Raw genomic sequence first — 16,850 nt, 5'->3', positions numbered from 1 at the left:
GCTATTCGCCTGTCTCATTTTTACTTTACTACAAACAGGAGAGAATACAAAAAAATAACCATAGCGCGTGGCCGCTATGGTTACTCGCCGACTTCCCGGCGCGGGTCGTAATACGGTTCGTCGTCATCGATGATGCCGCTCTCATACGATTCGGTAATTTGCTCGGTGATCGTCCGCACTTCTTCCTCATCGTATTGCCAGCCGTCATACCGCTTTTCCATTGTTTTTCCTCCCTCGTTCACGAAATCGAAATATATGGCCTAGTTTCCCGCCAGAACGGGGAGGGTATACTATATATAGAGGTAACATTTTTATCCAAAGGGAGTGGAGAACATGGCAACGACATACAAAACGATCGTCGTCGCCGTTGACGGCTCGAAAGAAGCAGAATGGGCGCTGAAAAAAGCGATCGAAATGGCAAAACGAAATGGGGCGAAGCTCATTTTATCCCACATCATTGATTTGCGCGGCTTTACGACCGTCGAAGCGCATGATTATGCGCTCGCGGAGCGGGCGGAGCAATACGCCAACGACCTGCTCGAGCAGTATAAAAACGAGGCCGTTGGCGCTGGACTCAACGATGTGGAGATTGACATTGCGTTTGGCTCGCCGAAAGCAAAAATCGCCAAGGACGTTGCCCCAAAATACAAAGCCGACCTCATCATTTGCGGGGCGACCGGGCTGAACGCGGTCGAGCGGTTCTTAATCGGCAGCGTGTCGGAAAACATCGTCCGCCATGCGAAATGCGATGTGTTGGTCGTCAGGACGCCGAAAGAATAACCTTTGCCTCCCGCTTTCACTAGAGACACAGGCGGTGTTGGGCCTCAAGGACGGTCCAATCAGATGGCAGGCCTAGGAAGCACACAACCGCGTCCTCCCCGGTGATCATCCGCCGCGTCGCCCCTACCGATCCAACGGCAAAAAAAGCACCCTGCCATGTTACAGGGTGCCCAATCGTTCTTTCGCTTTTTCAAGCGCCGTGCGCACTTCCGCGAACCCGGTGCCGCCGGCGCTGTTGCGGCGGTTGACGGCGGTGCGCGGGTTCAACGCATCATAAATGTCCTCTTCAAAGAGCGGCGACGCTTCTTGATACACGTCAAGCGGCAAATCGGCCAAAAAGACGCCTTGTTCAATGCAGCGCAAGACGAGCTTGCCGACGACCTCATGCGCCTCGCGGAACGGCATGCCTTTGGCAGCCAAGTAATCGGCGAGCTCGGTCGCGTTCGAAAAGTCTTGTTTCGTCGCCCGCTCCATCACATCCGCGCGCACATTCATCGTCTCGATCATGCCGGTGAAAATTTTCAACGAACCGATGACCGTCTTCACCGTATCGAACATGCCTTCTTTATCTTCTTGCATATCTTTGTTGTAGGCAAGCGGCAGCCCTTTCATCACCGTCAACAAGGCCATTAAGTGCCCATACACGCGCCCGGTTTTGCCGCGGATGAGCTCGGCCATGTCCGGGTTTTTCTTTTGCGGCATGATGCTGCTGCCGGTCGCAAACGCGTCATCAAGCTCAACGAACTGGAACTCTTGGCTTGACCAAAGGATGAGCTCCTCAGCGAGCCGCGACAAGTGCATCATAAGCATCGAGCTGTTGCTGAAAAATTCGATGATGAAATCGCGGTCACTCACGGCATCTAAGCTGTTTTCGTAACTATCGGCAAAGCCCAAAAGCTCGGCCGTCCGCTGCCGGTTGATCGGGAACGTCGTGCCGGCGAGCGCCCCGGCGCCAAGCGGCGACTTGTTGATGCGCTTTTGCGACTCGGAAAACCGCTCATAATCGCGCTCCAACATCCAAACATACGCCAGCAGATGATGGGCGAACGAAATCGGCTGCGCCCGCTGCAAATGCGTATACCCCGGCATGATCGTTTCGACATGCTTCTCGGCTTGAGACACAAGCGCCCGCTGCAGCCCGCGGATGAGGCCGAGAATCTCTTCGACGCGCTTGCGCAAATATAGATGCATATCGGTCGCCACTTGGTCGTTCCGGCTTCTTCCTGTGTGCAGCTTGCCGCCGACCGGACCGATGTCGTCAATCAACATTTTTTCAATGTTTAAATGAATATCTTCATACGCGACGGAAAACTCGAGCTCTCCCCGCTTCGCTTTTTCGAGCAGGCGCAAAAGCCCGCCTTTGATGGCTTCGACGTCGTCCGCCGGCAGAATGCCGCACTCGCCGAGCATCGTCACATGGGCGAGGCTACCTTCAATGTCTTCCTCGACGAGCTCTTGGTCGAACGGGATCGACGCGCCAAACTCGTCGACCCATTCTTCCGCTGTTTTCGTAAACCGTCCACCCCAAAGCTTTTTCACGCCTCACGCCGCAGAGGAATGCGACTTCCTCCTTCCTATTCCCGATGGTTTATTGGCCGGTCGACACCGACGCTTTGTTTTGTTTGTTCACGATGCTGTTGACTTTGGTCGGCAAGCCGTACAGCGAAATGAAGCCGACCGCCGCTTGATGGTCAAATTCATCTTCCGACGTGTACGTCGCCAGTTTTTCATCATAGAGCGAGAACGGCGATTTGCGCCCTTCAACGATCGCATGGCCTTTAAACAGCTTCACGCGCACGACGCCGGTGACGTTTTTCTGCGTTTCTTTCAAAAACGCAACCAACGCGTCTTTGAGCGGCGAGAACCAAAGGCCGTTGTAAATGACTTCGGCGATTTTTTGCTCGATGAGCGGTTTGAAATGGGCAACTTCCCGCACAAGCGTCAAGTCTTCCAGCTCTTTATGCGCTTTAATGAGCGTGATCGCCCCCGGGCATTCGTACACTTCGCGCGACTTAATGCCGACAAGGCGATTCTCAACATGGTCGATGCGGCCGACGCCATGCTTGCCGGCCAGCGCGTTCAGCTCCAAAATCAATTGGGCAAGCGGGTAAGCTTTCTCGTTTAACGTCACCGGCACGCCTTGTTCAAAACCGATCTCGATGACATCCGGCACATCCGGCGCGTTTTCAAGCGAAGCCGTCAGCTCGTACGCCTCTTCCGGCGGCGCAGCCCACGGATCTTCCAAAATGCCGCATTCGTTGCTGCGGCCCCATAAGTTTTGGTCGATCGAAAACGGGCTGTCCAGATCAACCGGGATCGGAATGCCGTGTTTTTTCGCGTATTCGATTTCTTCCTCGCGCGACCAGCTCCATTCGCGCACGGGGGCGATGACGTCCAAATCCGGATTGAGCGCTTTGATCGACACTTCAAAGCGCACTTGGTCGTTCCCTTTCCCCGTGCAGCCGTGGGCGACCGCCACGGCGCCTTCCAGCTCGGCGATTTCAACGAGTTTTTTCGCGATGAGCGGACGCGACAGCGCCGAGACGAGCGGATATTTCCCTTCATACAGCGCATTCGCCTGCAAAGCGATGAGCGCATAGTCGTTCGCAAACTCGTCTTTGACATCGATGACGTACGATTTGATCGCGCCGACTTTGAGCGCTTTTTCTTTCACGAAATCAAGATCTTTTCCTTCCCCAAGGTCCAGGCAGCAGGCGATCACATCATACCCGCGCTCCTGCAGCCATTTAATCGCTACCGATGTATCTAAACCGCCGGAATAGGCCAGCACCAATTTTGGATTTGCCATGGTCGTTCTCCTCTCCTGTCACATAAATATACTTAAATATAAATAAATATTCAAATCAGATACATTAATCACTTTATCAGCTTTCCGATGATTTTTCAATACTTATTCAACGAAAAGCATAAAAATTCCGCTCCTAGTTCTGTCACATTTTAGTATAATGGAGAAAAGGGAGGGGATCAGATGAACCATCGATTTGTCGATGACGCGCGGCTCGGCATCCGCGTGCCGCAGTTGGACAAACATTGGGAAGACTACAGCGCCGAGGAACAGGAGGCGATTTTGCTCGAGTGGGAAGCGATCCGCGGCTTGATCCCTGACCGCATCGCTGCGTTGGAGCGGCAGATCAATGAAAAACAAAACGCGCTCGGCGAAGAAACGGATTTTGCGCGCTCCTGCCAGCTCAACGCCGACATCGCCGAACTCGCCTCGATGGTCAACGATTTGTGGATTTGGTATCGGACAAGGCCGAATGTCACGTTGCGAAAACGTACAAACAAAGGAATGAGGGCGATATAAGGGAATCGCCCCCTTTTTTATTCAGTGTGTGAACGACTCCCGTTATTATCCTTCAAAAATATAATGAATTTTTCCGTTATTTTGATTATTATTAACTTATCTTCTTTTATACAAAACGGAGGGATCAACATGGTGAACAACACATCACCCGTCTCACTCATCCAATCGTTTTCCTGGGATCACGTATTTGCCCATTATGATGGAGATCCCCGCAGCCGGTTCAACGTCGCCCATGAATATGCGACCGCTATGCCAATGACCCGACCGCATTGCGCTCTTTTATGAAAGCGCTTTAGGAGAGCAAAAAACGATCACCTATCGGCAATTGCGCGATTGGTCCAACCAAATGGCAAACGTGCTCCGCAAGCTGGGCGTGAAAAAAGGGGATCGCGTCTGCGCGCTCATGCCGAAAAACCCGGCTCTTGTCGTCTACATTTTGGCGGCTTGGAAAGTCGGCGCCGTGTATGTGCCGCTCTTTACCGCGTTTGGCCCGCAGGCAATTGAATATCGCATCAACCATTCCGAGGCGAAAGTCCTCTTGACGAACAAGGAACAGCGCGCCAAATTGCCGGCAAAGGAAAAAATGCCGACGCTCGAGCACATTTTTGTCGTCGATGATGAGCGCGAAGATAGCCAAGATCATCCGTTTTGGAAACGCTTTCGAAAGCATCGACTGAGCACTCGATCGAAGAAACGACGGCCGATGACCTGCTCGCCATCCAATATACGTCCGGCTCGACTGGAATGCCAAAAGGAACCATGTGGCCGCATAACATGCTGATCAATATTTATCCGTACATGCGCTATGCCATCGATTTGCGGGACGACGATATCTTTTTTGGCGGAGCCGACCCGGGCTGGGCGTACGGATTGATTTTCTGCACCTTTGCCCCGATGGCGTTCGGCGTGCCGATCGTCTTTTACGAAGGGCCGTTTCAACCGGAAACGTGCTATTCCTTGATGGAAAAATACCGGGTGACCAATTTCGCGTACGCCCCGACCGCGTACCGGGCGATGGCGGCGGCCGGCGCGGACGTCATCCGCCGCTATCATCTAAACGTGCGCGCGATGAGCTCAGCCGGCGAACCGCTCAATCCGGAAGTCATCCGCTTTTTCCAAGAGCACGTGGGCGTCACGATCCACGACCATTATGGCTTGTCGGAAACGTTGATGCTGATTGGAAACCTCAACGCCGCTGACATGGACATCCGCCCGGGCTCGATAGGATGGCCGCTTCCGGGGTTTGACATCGCCTTGCTCGATGAGAATGGGAATCCGGTCGCCGACGGCGAAGTTGGACAAATTGCCTTTAACACCGACTCGATCCCCAACGTCTTTAAGGGGGATTGGAAAGACCCTGAAAAAACCGCCGAGCGGCTCGTCGGCCATTGGTTTTTGACCGGCGATTTGGCGACCAAAGATGAAGACGGGTATTTCTGGTTCCAGGGGCGGGCTGACGATATCATCTCCAGCGCCGGCTACCGCATCGGGCCGTTTGAAATCGAAAGCTGCCTCCTTGAGCATCCGGCTGTCGTCGAAGCAGCCGCCGTCGGGAAGCCGGATCCCGTCAAAGGAGAGATCGTCAAAGCGTTTGTCGTGCTGAAAGAGGGCTATGCTCCATCCGATGAGCTGGCTGAAGAGCTGTCGTTGTTTGTCAAAACGCGTTTGTCAAAGCACGAATACCCACGCGAAGTCGAATTTGTCGCCGAACTGCCGAAAACGCCGAGCGGAAAAATCCAGCGGTTTATCCTTCGCAATCAAGAAAGGGAAAAACAGAAAAACGCCTGATCAAACTTCGTGTCCGTTCTTACCGAACGGACACGTTTTTCTTTACCGGTCTTTCCGAATCTCTCTTATGACATGCCCGAGCTCCGACAAGATGAGCTTCGTCATCGCGAGGCGCACAGCGCCGGTGGAGCCGGGAGTGCAAAAGACGGCGGTGTCCATCGCCACGCCGGCGACGGCGCGCGACAGCATGGCGGCCGGGCCGATGTCTTCGGTGTAGCTTAGGAAGCGGAACAGCTCGCCAAAGCCGACGAGTTCTTTCTCAAGCAGCGCTTTCACCGTTTCGATCGTCACGTCGCGCTTGGCGATGCCGGTGCCGCCGTTGGTGAGCACCGCATCAACATCGGCGCGGCGGCAGCCGTCCAGCACCGCCTCGCGAATGGCGTCCGCTTCGTCTTTGACGACCTCATAGCTGACGACCTCATGCCCGGCTTCCGTGAGCAGCTCGATCATCAGCCGGCCGCTCCGGTCGGTTTCCTCCGTTCTCGTGTCGCTGATAGTGATGACTTTGCAGCGGACGGTTTTGAGCGCTTCTTGCTTATGTTCGGTCGTGCTCATCCGTTCACGAGCCCCTTTCTTTTCTTTGCCTCTATCGTACACAACTAGAATACGGTTCGCAAATCATTTGTATCATAATAGACTGAATTGTTATAATATTATTAACTATAAATAATGTTATAATATTATTAACATAAATTACCTTGATAAATAAAAGGGAACTCCACAGCCGGTTTTTCTTGTTGTCAAAATGTTTGAACTCGGTTTTCTCTCCCGACATAGAAGGCCGGTGATTTAATGAAAAAGGCGGCTCATCCCAACTCTTTTTCAGTTAAAGAAGCCTTGTCAGATCTGTTCTCCTTTCTGATCAAATATCGCCGGTTTAAGCAAAAACTAGTTTTTCACCAGCCATATAGACAAACTCGACCAACATGCCCTGTTTTGTGCGGAACGATTGATGGACAGAAAAAAGCGATTTCATCTTTCAAACAAAAAACAAAGCAAGACATATAAGAAACATAAGGAGGGAAAACGAATGAACTTGCGCCTCTCAAGCCGATTGGACGCCATTTTGAAAGAAGGGTGGAATGTGATCGAACATCACCGCGACAGCATTCTTTCTGCTTGGTTATACAAATATGGTGAACTGGAGGACAAACAGCACGCCGCCGCCCAGCCTTTGCGGCTTGCCATTGACGCGTTCTCTTCGCGATGGATCCATCCGATGAATGATATCGCCGAATGGCTGGCGTCGTTTCGCCGCGAATGGGAAAAACGAAATGGAGAACTGTCGTCCAACCAATCGACCGCCATTTTATCGATGATGGAAAACGCGGTCCACGAAGCCATTCAGTCGGACGGTGTTATGGATTTCCGTGTCCATCAAGCCATTCAGTACGTTTTTTTGAAGCTTCATGAGTCCGTTAATACTTCTGATTGCACGGAATTCGATTTGGAGCAGTTTCTTGAGCAAATCGTTTCATCCAAGCAGTTGCCGATCGCATGGATCGCCCAATTGGTAAGAACAGCCAATGGATTATTCATCGTCGCCAAATGGTATGGGAACGCGGCTGATGCGCTTATCGACAGCGCGGTGTACGGAGAGACGATTTTCGCTTTATGTGAACGCATTCTTTCCCGCATGGATACCAGCAGAACGCGATTGATCCCGCTCCCATGGGGGGACGATCTTTTGCTCGTTTGTACCGAAGGGGAAGATCGGTTCGCCATCCCGTTTCTTCTTCACGCTCTTGAACAGTTTCATGCCGCTCAGAAGACTTTCATCCGCACGAAAGAGCAGCATCTTTGGAAAGACGCAGTCTTGTTGTTTGATCAATGGATCATGCGAGCCAAATCGCTCTATCAGGCAATTGAATACATTTCAACTGGATTTGTCGCCTACCTGCCATTCGAACGATGTGCGCTGTTCGCCTATTCCAGCACTCATAAAAGCGGATTTGGACTGTACGGCTATCAGCTTGATAATCATGAAATCAAAAGCATTCATGAACATATTGACAATCTTCCTTTCATTAAGCGATACATTCACCAAATGACAAACGTACCACCGATTTACATCCGCCATGCGGAGCAAGCATTGCCGATGAAATACGTCAAGCAGTTTCAACTTGAATCAATCGTCATTGCCCCGATTTATGCACCGTCGGAAAACCGGCTCATCGGCGTCGCCATTTTGGATTGTGGCCCGAAGACAGCCTTTCAATTGCCCAATGACCTCTACACGGCGATGATGAAATTCGGACAAAGTGCGGGGGAGATTTTGGCCAAGTGCAGCGGCGGCCGTCCGGAGCTCGTTCCATCGACGCCTCACCTGTCGCCACGGGAAATCGAGGTGCTGAAGCTCGTCGCCGAAGGTGCGTCAACCTATGAGACCGCGAAACGGCTCCATTTGAGCGAGTATACGGTGCGCGACTATGTGTCGGCGATTTTGCAAAAAATGAACGCCAAAAACCGGACGGAAGCCATCGTCAAGGCCATTCGCGACGGGATCATTTAAGGCAGCGGCGGTGCCTCGGTCGCGTGCCCGAGCTTCCCGACGGCATCGCTTCGCGTTAGGGTCCGTTTGTCTTCAAGACAGACACAATCCCCACTGTAGATACAAGCAGACATTGCATATAAGATGAAACAGGGTGTCCCGCTCCTTCTGGGACACCCCCTTCTATTCCTCTATGGAGTGGCTTCACCGTCTGTTCTAGGCGAAGAAAGCGGTAAGTCGGAACGCCCAGCTGTGCTCTTCTCTCCGGCAGCCGGTTTCCGTTTCAACCATTCCTCGACCGCATCCAGCCGCTTCTCGAACTCGTTCACCGTTTGGCTCCAAACGGCTTTGGCCTCTTTCTGCTTGTCGAGCTGCTGTTTGATGCCATCGAGCGATGAGCGCAAATCGGAAAGAATGCTCATCGCGTTCGATTGTTCTCCAAGCTTCAAGCTCTTTGCGGCGTATGAAGCGGCTTTTTCCCATAAAGCATCTTGTTCATTCCATTTTACTACGTCTTCACTAAGGGCGACGCTTTGCCGCTCCAGCATTTGTTTCCACTCTTGAAAGCGCATCACCACCGCTTCATATTGCGTCCGCTCTTCGCTTCCGGCTATCTGTTCTCCCGTCATGGCCTGTTCAAGCGGTTCGAGGGAAGCTGAAACAGCGGTTTGCTTTTCTTCCATCGCCGTCCATTCGTCCATCCTGGACTTGACGTGCTTCTCAAGCGTCGGGATATCAGTTTGCAGCGTCTTCACCATGCGGGCAGCGCTGTTGCTGCCTTGCTTTTGCTCATCAAGCTGCCAAATGAGCCGTTCGACTTCTTGGGCGAGATCCGTTTGTTCGAGCGCGCTTCGCTCTGCTTGCATCATTGATGCGCCGGAAAATGAGGCTGACAGCGACATATCGGGAATGGCGAGGCGCGAGGCCGTCATTTTCGTCGCCACCAACGTGACGTCTTTCAAGCATTGTTTAATCGGGAAACCATCGAAGCAAAGGCCCCCAAACTTTAATTTCGTTACATCCAGCTTCATCCAAGTGGCTCGCGCCGTTCCTTCCGATCGAATCGACAACATGATCGTTCCTTGCGGCGTGTCGATGGCCCTCTCCATGGACAATCCGCTGATGTCGGCTTGGATGAAAGCAATTGGAAGCTTGCCGACGATCACTTTCGGCGAACCAAGGACAATCCCACCTAAGTCCAAGATGCCGACCACTTTATCGGCATGAATGACAAAGCCTTGTTCTTCCCCGGCGGCAAGCGAACGCGCCCCGCCAAGCGGCAGGCAGAGAAGAAGCGTCAAAGCGAGAAGCGCTGTTTTCAACCATTTGCTTGATTTCATTTGTCTCCTCCTTCATCCCGTCATCGTTGATGAGCGGTTGGGAAGAGGTGAAGCGGGAGGAGGATAGTCGCTGTCCGTCTCCCCCGCTTGCCGTCCGTTCCATCCCGCCACCAGCGCACCGCCCAAAAGACCGATGATGCCCCCGATGATCAGGCCGCCGGCTGCACCGACAAACGAAAGAATGGAAGCAAGAATGAGAAAACTGCCGAGTACCACATGGCTTTGCGGCTTGATGATGCTTAAAATGGCCAAAACGATCATCACCAACCCCGTTACCAGCCCAGCCCACATCAGTCCACTTCCAGGAAGCAACAACATTGGAAACACACTGATACCTACAATCAAGACAAACACCGCACCAATCATCGCCAGCACCGATCCTAAAACAGGGCGACGGCGGTTGGCGGCAAGCAAATACCCGACAGCACACGGCAACATCCAACCGAAGGCATACGACAACAGAGGACCGACGAAGCGGGCGGCGGTATGGACAGACAAAAAGCCGTAATGGAAAAGCGAAGCGGCGATGATGGCCACCATTCCACCAACCACTAGCACTCCTCTCGGGCGGCGGGCAGACGTCCACGCTTGCTGCCAAGTTTCAGCGTTTCTCTTTTTCCAACCGACGCAAATGACAGACCCAAGCAGCACGACAGCCAGAACGACCGATGTCTGAACCACCATAGGAATGGAGCGCACCCATGTTTGCCACGGCACCGCCTGCTCAACGGCAAAAAAGGCGTTCAAAGCACAAAACGTCGCAACGGATCCTCCAAAAAACAACCAAATATAATGAAACCGTGTGCGAATGTATCGTCCTTGTTCTTCCTGCTTCTCGATGATGTCATGTGCCAAAAAAGCAGCCAGCACGCTGCTTGCTATCCCTCCCACCACAGCGCCGACAGCCCCAAGCGACACCCATTGGCTGCCACCAACAAGCATCCCCGGCAAAAAAGCAGCCGCTCCGTATTTCATGCGGACCATCGCCGTTGGACGGTTAGAAAAGAACCAGACAAGCAAGGAGAGAACGACCGCCAACAACAGTCCCCCCCACAGCGCTCCGTTCACTCCACCGCGAACGACGATTCCACTGATAAACGCGCCCGTCAGCGCACCGATGGCCGTCATTTGTCCCATTTCAACTATTTTCCTCATCATCTCATCTTGCCTCCTTAACTGTTTTCAGTTCCTTTTTGGCCGAGCAACAGCATGAACACGCCGCAGTTCGTCTCTTGGCTCCCCCTTGCTTTACCATCCCTTCATTTGCCAAAAGCGATGATGAGAAGAAAACCTTCCTGTATGAAAAGAAGCGGCGCACAAGCCTTGTGCATGAATACGTGATGACACAGGAAACAAGATGACAAATAGAACTTCTCATTTATTTTGGGAGGAATAGGGCATGAACAGCTCGCATCCAAATGATGATCAGAACGGATTAAAAGTCGCCGATCCGGCTTCCATCTTTCATGTTGGCAATCAATTTCACCTTCATGTTCGGAATGGTGATCGAGCCCGCCGACAGGTAATGCGTATTCAAGCTCGGTTTGTCAAGCGTCAAGTTCGGCGCGCTCATGTCTATGACATTGAGTGGGTTGTCGGTTTTATGCTCTTGCACCTCCAAGCCGGCAAATGACGTGCTGTCCGTTTGAATGCCGGTGACGCGCAGTCTCAAATTTTGCCCACTTACATTGCCGCCGGTGACGACGACATCGATGCTTTTAATACCATAAGCGCCGAGAGCCGATTCAGTGTTAATGTTTTTCGCCAGCACCAAATTCGTGATGTTCGCCGACGCCAAGTCGATGGCTGCCTGTCCCCAGGCCCCTGTTTGTTCCGTTTCACCGATGGCAGGATACAGTTTAAATCCGGTGCCCGTAATTTTATCTGCGCTGATCGTAAATCCGCCGACGCCTGACAGCGGAAACGCGGCAAACGCCGTCCCTGACAGAAGCAACATAGCAACTAGGGCGATGACTGCGAGAAATCCCGTTCCGCCCGCAATCGCAAATCGTTTTGGATTGACCGCAAACAAGTTCCCCATTTTTCATACCCCCTGTTTTTCTCCCATCCGATGATTCTTTCTTCATCCCTATTCCCCCCAAAATAAATACCTTGTTTCCCACGAAACCGACAGTTGCCACAGACATCGGGCACGAATCCCTTTCTCTCCTGCTGCTTTCCGGTTCCCTCCAGAAGGATGCTGGCGAAACCGATTTTTTCTTCTGCCAGACGCAGGCGGGCGGGCGAAACCCGCCCGTCTGCTCTAGGACTCGGCAGATGTTTTTTCCAGTTCCTCGACGCTGTCATACCGCTTCGTGCGGCTGATTTGTTTTTTGCGGATGTTGAACTGCTTGATAACATAGTTGTTCAGCATCTCATAATCGATTTCTAACGTAGATGTGCGGGCGAGCTGCTGCTGGCGCTGTCCGAGCTCGGTCAAATAGGCGACATAGCCGACAACATGAGGCCATAATTCATCCATATATTGGATGAACAAATCGTAATACCGCTCGTCTTCGTTGACAAGCCGCTGGATCGTGTACAGACCAAACTGAATATGGCGGCCCTCGTCCATGTTCAAATAATCGATGCCTTGCAGCAGCCCTGGGAACAGCCCAGCTTTTTTGTGAATTTGCCGGAATGTATAATACCCCGATTCGGCAAGTGTTCCTTCGACAATCATGTTGTACACCGTGGCGGCGCGGATGATCGCTTGCGGCGAGTCGTCGGTATACAATCGATCCATCGCTTCCGGCAGCGCTTCGTAAAAGATTCGTTTGTAATGGTCGTTATGGAAGACGGACAAGTCCATTTGTCCAATGCCAACGGCTTGCTGCCAGCGGGAAAACATCTCGACATGTTTCGCTTCGTCGTGCATAAACGTCGTTAAAAACAGGACATCCTCGAGCCGCCCTTGGCGCGCGAGGGCGTTCGTCATCGGCAAAATATCGAGCGTCACCGCCTCTTCTCCGGCGGAAAAGCCGGCGACGAGCGGCAGCGCCACGATCTTTTCTTCGCTTGTCAAACGGGCGAAATCTTCTTTGTCTTGGCTGAAATCGATGTCGGCCGGATTCCATTTCCCGTTGCGCTTCGCCTTTTCATACAATTTGTACATCGGATGCTCCCAATCGATCGTTCCTTTCACCGTTTGAAATCCATCATGGCGAGTCATCGCTTTTCTCCTCCTTTGAAGGCTAGTGATGTAAGGGAAAAAGGTGCTCTCAACCGCGTTTCTCAAGCGGAAACATTTTGCAGCACCATCACGCGCTCCCTTTCGGCTTCTCGCAAACCGAGCGAACCGGCTGGTTGTCACCGGTCTTTTAAACCCCTCTCTTAAAACAAAGTCATCGGCCGGTCGTTTACGTCGCAAATGACGGTTTTCGTCTCCAAATACGGTTCAAGCGCCTGCATCCCGAGCTCGCGGCCGAGGCCGCTCTGCTTATAGCCGCCAAACGGGGCGGTCGGCGACAGCACTTGATACGTGTTGATCCATACCGTTCCGCTTTTCACCCGGCGCGCTAAGCGGAGCGCCCGCTTGATGTCGTTCGTCCACACCGCTGCTGCCAAGCCATACATCGTATCATTGGCAATGGAAGCGGCTTCTTCTTCATCCTCGAACGGAATAACCGCCGCCACCGGGCCGAAAATTTCTTCACGGGCGATGCGCATCGATGGCTTGACATCGGCAAAGATCGTCGGCTCGATAAAGTAGCCGCCGAGCTCCGGCCGCGCGCTCCCCCCAGCCACCAGTTTCGCTCCCTCCTGCCGGCCGATATCGATGTAGTGCAGCACTTTGTCGTACTGCTCGCGGCTGACGACCGGACCAATGTCAGTGCGCGCGTTCATCCCGGGGCCCATTCGCAATGTGTTGGCCCGGTCGGCCAACAGCTGAACGAATGTTTCGTACACCGGCCGTTCGACTAAAATGCGGCTCCCGGCCTGGCATACTTGCCCGGAGTTGTAGAACACGCCAAACAGCGCGCTTTTTGCCGCCTGCTCGAGATCCGCATCAGCAAAGATGATGTTCGGCGACTTGCCGCCGAGCTCGAGCGTCACCCGCTTAATGTGGGGGGCGGCCGCCTGCAAGATATGGCGCCCCGTTGCCGTCTCGCCGGTAAACGCGATCTTCGGCACGCTCGGATGGCGGACGAGCGCTTTGCCCGCTTCATCCCGCCCCGGCAGAACGTTGACGACGCCGTCCGGCACGCCGGCTTCCTGGCAAAGTTCGGCAAGTTTGAGCGCCGTTAGCGGCGTTTCCGGCGCCGGTTTTAGCACCATCGTACAGCCCGCCGCCAGCGCCGGGGCGATTTTCCATGCCGGCATCAAAAGCGGGAAGTTCCATGGCGTAATCAGTCCCGCCACCCCGATCGGCTCTTTCATCGTCCACGCCATATAATCGGGCGCCGCGCCGGCAACGGAAAACGGCAGCACCTCTCCTTGCGGCTTGACGACAAGCGAGGCGAAAAAGTCGAAACAATCGGCGGCGAGCGGAATTTCGATAAACCGCGCCATGTTGATCGGCATGCCGTTTTCCCTTGTCATCAGCCGGGCCAGCTCATCGTGATGCTGGCGGATCAGCTCAGCAATGCGGCGCAAGATGCGCCCGCGCTCGAGCGGCGGAATCGCCAGCCAGCGCTGATCCAAAAACGCCTCTTGTGCGACAGCAACCGCCGCGTCAACATCGTCTTCCCCAGCGTTGGCGACGCGTGCCGTCACTTCGCCCGTCGCTGGATCGATGACGTCAAACCGTTCGCCACTTGAGGACGGCCGCCATTCTCCATCAATCCATAAATCCGCTTCTGTCGTTTGAGCGGAAATCATTGTCATCTCCTCCTTTTCATCGCTCCACGCTCCCGATCGATCGGGCGCTGAATCAACAGGCCGCTACGGCAATAAATCGCTTCGTCCGATTTCCTGCAAATATTCGCGGTACGCCGGGTAGATGGCGTCAAGCTGCGGCAGCACTTTCAACGCGTTCACGAGCGGGCCTTGCACTTTGATTTGCTGGCGGGCGAGCGCCTGCTGCAAGTCGAGCTTCCCAAGCCAAAACTTATGCCCGACATCCGCCGTCTGCTCAAAAATGAGCTCCGGCCGCAAGTCCGTCTCGCCGCAGACGATTTTCAGCCTCCCGTTTTCTTGCGTCCACGTAATTTTCGCTTCCGGCTTATGGAACACGTACTGGACAAACGCGTCATAGCCAGCTCCCAACTCCATTCCAGCGATCAATTGTTTCGATTCTTCCGTCTCCGCCACTTTTTCAAAAAAGCGACCGAGAACGTCATACAGCTCTTGCTCACTTTGAAACATCGGCATATCGTTTTCCCCTTTCTAAGTTGGTGATGTCGCGTAAAGGCGCTGTCCCCATCCCTAATTCCTTCTAAGTTGGTGATGTCGCCCAATGAACGGCCGCCTTACGGAATCCCGCTTCTGGCAGGGACGGATCATTCCAGAGCCCTTCGGCTGAAGACCGCCGTGAGGCATTGCCGCTCTTTTTTGGTGCGCTTTTATTCATCAAAGCGGATCAGGCCGCGGATGTTTTGCCCGCTCTTTAAGGCGGCGAACCCGTCGTTAATTTGTTCGAGCGCATAGACAGCGCTGATGAGCGGTTCAAGCTTCAACTTGCCCGCCGCGTACAAGTCGAGCAGCTTCGGATAGTCGACCGGGGGATTACCTTGGCCGAGCCAAGAACCAGTCAACGTTTTCGATTGGGATGGCAGCGAAAAGGCGTTGATCTCCACCGTTTCATGCGGCGCGGCGATGCCGACGATGACTGTCGTTCCCGCCTTTCTCGTCATGTTGTACGCGTCCGCCATCGTTTCCGGGCGGCCGATCGCTTCAAACGCGTAGTCGACGCCGAGGCCGTCAGTCAAGTCGAGCACGGCGCTGACGGCATCTTCCTCGCGGGCGTTGACTGTATGCGTCGCCCCGAACGTTTTCGTCATCGCCAATTTTTCCTCGACAATGTCGACGGCGATAATTTGTTTAGCCCCAGCCAGCGCCGCTCCTTGGATGATGTTGAAGCCGACGCCGCCGGCGCCAATGACTGCAACTGTGCTGCCCGGGCGAACGCGGGCCGTATGAATGACCGCCCCCACCCCAGTCATGACGCTGCAGCCGATCAAGGCCGCCAGTTCAAACGGCACATCCCGACGGATCGGGATGACCGCCTGCTCCGGCACGATCGTGCGCTCACTGAACGCCCCGGCGGTGAGAAATTGATAGACTGGCTTTCCGCCGAGGGAAAAGCGCGTCGTCCCGTCCGGCAGCGTGCCGGTCGCCGTCAGCTGGGCCGCTGTTTCGCATAAATCAGGCCGGCCAAGGCGGCAATAAGGACACCGGCCGCACGATGGCACCCAATTGAGCACCACATGGTCGCCTTGCTTGACATTTGTCACGCCTTCTCCGACTTCCTCGACAACGCCCGCTCCTTCGTGGCCAAGCACGATCGGCAGCGGCAGAGGGAGCTTGCCTTCGACGACGTGCCAATCGCTATGGCAAAGGCCGGCCGCTTTCAGTTTCACCTTGACTTCCCCGCGCTTGGGGCTCGCCACCTCCACTTCTTCGATTGTCAGCGGCTCCCCATAACGGTGCAATACCGCAGCTTTCGTCATGTCGTTTCCTCCTTTTCCATCCCCATATTACGCCCGCTTGCCCGCCATATCCGCTTCCTCTTCACGGACGGCGCCTTGACCTCGCAGCGCATCGAGGTAGGCGTTCCATTCGTCCTGGAAGGCGGCTTTCAGCTTGAACAGCCCGAGAACGAGCGAGCGGGTGGAATGATCCTGCAAAAACACTTCACGAAACGCGTCCGTAAATTCTTCCCGTTTTCCGGGAATGCCATGGTCTTTTCCATACAACAAATGCCTCTCCAACAGCCGACGGATCGTCGGGTTTCCCGGTCCGCCGCTTTGCCGATAAAACGCTTCGATTCGTTTGGACATCGTCAGTTGTTCTTGTTCATCGTCATGCATGCTTTCTCCTCCCTCCCCACTTCTCGTCTTTCCCGTCGCCCTTGACGCGCTTTTTCCCTTTGACGAACGTTTGCCGAGGGCGAATCCCGCTCTGATCGTCTCCTCATGCCCAATCGGATCTCGTGCGGAGTGTCTCTCCCATTTCCGCGACGCTC

15 protein-coding genes and 1 pseudogene are annotated in these 16,850 nt (G+C 54.0%); 4 read left to right on the top strand and 12 right to left on the bottom strand.

Annotated elements, in window-relative coordinates; translation table 11 throughout:
- Window positions 1-80: 80 nt before the first annotated feature.
- The gene (locus tag GS3922_RS17775; protein WP_168157868.1) at window positions 81-221 is read right to left on the bottom strand and encodes a hypothetical protein; all 141 of its coding nucleotides are present in this window, start codon (window positions 219-221) and stop codon (window positions 81-83) included.
- Window positions 222-333: 112 nt separating this feature from the next.
- Between GS3922_RS17775 and GS3922_RS02445 the strand changes: the two genes are divergently transcribed.
- Entirely contained in the window at window positions 334-780 is a 447-nt protein-coding gene (locus GS3922_RS02445; RefSeq protein WP_063165019.1) for a universal stress protein, read from the top strand.
- A gap of 159 nt (window positions 781-939) precedes the next feature.
- On the opposite strand, the gene argH is transcribed toward GS3922_RS02445, so the two are convergent.
- Window positions 940-2,319 carry an argininosuccinate lyase gene (gene argH / locus GS3922_RS02440; protein WP_063165018.1) on the bottom strand — a complete coding sequence of 460 codons (1,380 nt, stop codon included), beginning with the start codon at window positions 2,317-2,319 and terminating at the stop codon, window positions 940-942.
- A 49-nt stretch (window positions 2,320-2,368) separates the two neighbouring features.
- Entirely contained in the window at window positions 2,369-3,589 is a 1,221-nt protein-coding gene (locus GS3922_RS02435; protein ID WP_063165017.1) for an argininosuccinate synthase, read from the bottom strand.
- A gap of 180 nt (window positions 3,590-3,769) precedes the next feature.
- Here GS3922_RS02435 and GS3922_RS02430 point away from each other — a divergent pair, with 180 nt between their 5' ends.
- Both GS3922_RS02430 and GS3922_RS02425 read left to right on the top strand, forming a co-directional pair.
- Window positions 3,770-4,105, top strand: a complete 336-nt coding sequence (locus GS3922_RS02430) for a hypothetical protein (protein WP_063165016.1) — start codon at window positions 3,770-3,772, stop codon at window positions 4,103-4,105.
- Window positions 4,106-4,234: 129 nt separating this feature from the next.
- Window positions 4,235-5,893, top strand: a pseudogene (locus GS3922_RS02425) (acyl-CoA synthetase).
- Between the two features lie 42 nt (window positions 5,894-5,935).
- On the opposite strand, the gene GS3922_RS02420 reads toward GS3922_RS02425, so the two are convergent.
- Entirely contained in the window at window positions 5,936-6,448 is a 513-nt protein-coding gene (locus GS3922_RS02420; protein ID WP_063165015.1) for a MogA/MoaB family molybdenum cofactor biosynthesis protein, read from the bottom strand.
- 475 nt (window positions 6,449-6,923) lie between these two features.
- On the opposite strand from GS3922_RS02420, the gene GS3922_RS02415 reads away from it, so the two are divergent.
- Entirely contained in the window at window positions 6,924-8,405 is a 1,482-nt protein-coding gene (locus GS3922_RS02415; protein WP_063165014.1) for a response regulator transcription factor, read from the top strand.
- Between the two features lie 170 nt (window positions 8,406-8,575).
- Here the strand turns inward: GS3922_RS02415 and GS3922_RS02410 are convergent, their stop codons facing one another.
- The 8 genes from GS3922_RS02410 to GS3922_RS02375 all read right to left on the bottom strand — a co-directional run bounded on the left by GS3922_RS02410 (window position 8,576) and on the right by GS3922_RS02375 (window position 16,695).
- On the bottom strand, window positions 8,576-9,724 hold the full coding sequence (locus tag GS3922_RS02410; RefSeq protein ID WP_063165013.1) for a hypothetical protein: 1,149 nt from the start codon (window positions 9,722-9,724) through the stop codon (window positions 8,576-8,578).
- A 12-nt stretch (window positions 9,725-9,736) separates the two neighbouring features.
- The gene (locus GS3922_RS02405; protein WP_063167285.1) at window positions 9,737-10,879 is read right to left on the bottom strand and encodes a DUF6114 domain-containing protein; all 1,143 of its coding nucleotides are present in this window, start codon (window positions 10,877-10,879) and stop codon (window positions 9,737-9,739) included.
- 280 nt (window positions 10,880-11,159) lie between these two features.
- Window positions 11,160-11,765 carry a DUF6230 family protein gene (locus GS3922_RS02400; protein WP_062898869.1) on the bottom strand — a complete coding sequence of 202 codons (606 nt, stop codon included), beginning with the start codon at window positions 11,763-11,765 and terminating at the stop codon, window positions 11,160-11,162.
- Window positions 11,766-11,987: 222 nt separating this feature from the next.
- A complete protein-coding gene (locus GS3922_RS02395) occupies window positions 11,988-12,926 on the bottom strand; it encodes a R2-like ligand-binding oxidase (RefSeq protein ID WP_257722325.1) in 939 nt (312 codons plus the stop codon).
- A gap of 131 nt (window positions 12,927-13,057) precedes the next feature.
- A complete protein-coding gene (locus GS3922_RS02390; protein ID WP_063165012.1) occupies window positions 13,058-14,545 on the bottom strand; it encodes an aldehyde dehydrogenase family protein in 1,488 nt (495 codons plus the stop codon).
- 63 nt (window positions 14,546-14,608) lie between these two features.
- Window positions 14,609-15,037: a hypothetical protein gene (locus GS3922_RS02385; RefSeq protein WP_062898872.1), complete on the bottom strand. Its 429-nt coding sequence runs from the start codon at window positions 15,035-15,037 to the stop codon at window positions 14,609-14,611.
- 191 nt (window positions 15,038-15,228) lie between these two features.
- Window positions 15,229-16,335 carry a Zn-dependent alcohol dehydrogenase gene (locus GS3922_RS02380; protein WP_062898873.1) on the bottom strand — a complete coding sequence of 369 codons (1,107 nt, stop codon included), beginning with the start codon at window positions 16,333-16,335 and terminating at the stop codon, window positions 15,229-15,231.
- A gap of 27 nt (window positions 16,336-16,362) precedes the next feature.
- A complete protein-coding gene (locus tag GS3922_RS02375) occupies window positions 16,363-16,695 on the bottom strand; it encodes a hypothetical protein (protein ID WP_062898874.1) in 333 nt (110 codons plus the stop codon).
- Window positions 16,696-16,850 lie beyond the last annotated feature (155 nt).

Source organism: Geobacillus subterraneus (assembly GCF_001618685.1).
Taxonomy (GTDB): domain Bacteria; phylum Bacillota; class Bacilli; order Bacillales; family Anoxybacillaceae; genus Geobacillus; species Geobacillus subterraneus.
The sequence above is the reverse complement of the archived record's forward strand: the minus strand, read 5'-3'. Positions and strand labels throughout refer to the sequence as shown.

Excerpts from the sequence above, each read along its gene's own strand:
- GS3922_RS17775 (WP_168157868.1), bottom strand. The coding sequence starts at position 221 with ATGGAAAAGCGGTATGACGGCTGGCAATACGATGAGGAAGAAGTGCGG.
- GS3922_RS02445 (WP_063165019.1), top strand. The coding sequence starts at position 334 with ATGGCAACGACATACAAAACGATCGTCGTCGCCGTTGACGGCTCGAAA.
- GS3922_RS02435 (WP_063165017.1), bottom strand. The coding sequence starts at position 3,589 with ATGGCAAATCCAAAATTGGTGCTGGCCTATTCCGGCGGTTTAGATACA.
- GS3922_RS02430 (WP_063165016.1), top strand. The coding sequence starts at position 3,770 with ATGAACCATCGATTTGTCGATGACGCGCGGCTCGGCATCCGCGTGCCG.
- GS3922_RS02420 (WP_063165015.1), bottom strand. The coding sequence starts at position 6,448 with ATGAGCACGACCGAACATAAGCAAGAAGCGCTCAAAACCGTCCGCTGC.
- GS3922_RS02415 (WP_063165014.1), top strand. The coding sequence starts at position 6,924 with ATGAACTTGCGCCTCTCAAGCCGATTGGACGCCATTTTGAAAGAAGGG.
- GS3922_RS02410 (WP_063165013.1), bottom strand. The coding sequence starts at position 9,724 with ATGAAATCAAGCAAATGGTTGAAAACAGCGCTTCTCGCTTTGACGCTT.
- GS3922_RS02405 (WP_063167285.1), bottom strand. The coding sequence starts at position 10,879 with ATGAGGAAAATAGTTGAAATGGGACAAATGACGGCCATCGGTGCGCTG.
- GS3922_RS02400 (WP_062898869.1), bottom strand. The coding sequence starts at position 11,765 with ATGGGGAACTTGTTTGCGGTCAATCCAAAACGATTTGCGATTGCGGGC.
- GS3922_RS02390 (WP_063165012.1), bottom strand. The coding sequence starts at position 14,545 with ATGATTTCCGCTCAAACGACAGAAGCGGATTTATGGATTGATGGAGAA.
- GS3922_RS02385 (WP_062898872.1), bottom strand. The coding sequence starts at position 15,037 with ATGCCGATGTTTCAAAGTGAGCAAGAGCTGTATGACGTTCTCGGTCGC.
- GS3922_RS02380 (WP_062898873.1), bottom strand. The coding sequence starts at position 16,335 with ATGACGAAAGCTGCGGTATTGCACCGTTATGGGGAGCCGCTGACAATC.
- GS3922_RS02375 (WP_062898874.1), bottom strand. The coding sequence starts at position 16,695 with ATGCATGACGATGAACAAGAACAACTGACGATGTCCAAACGAATCGAA.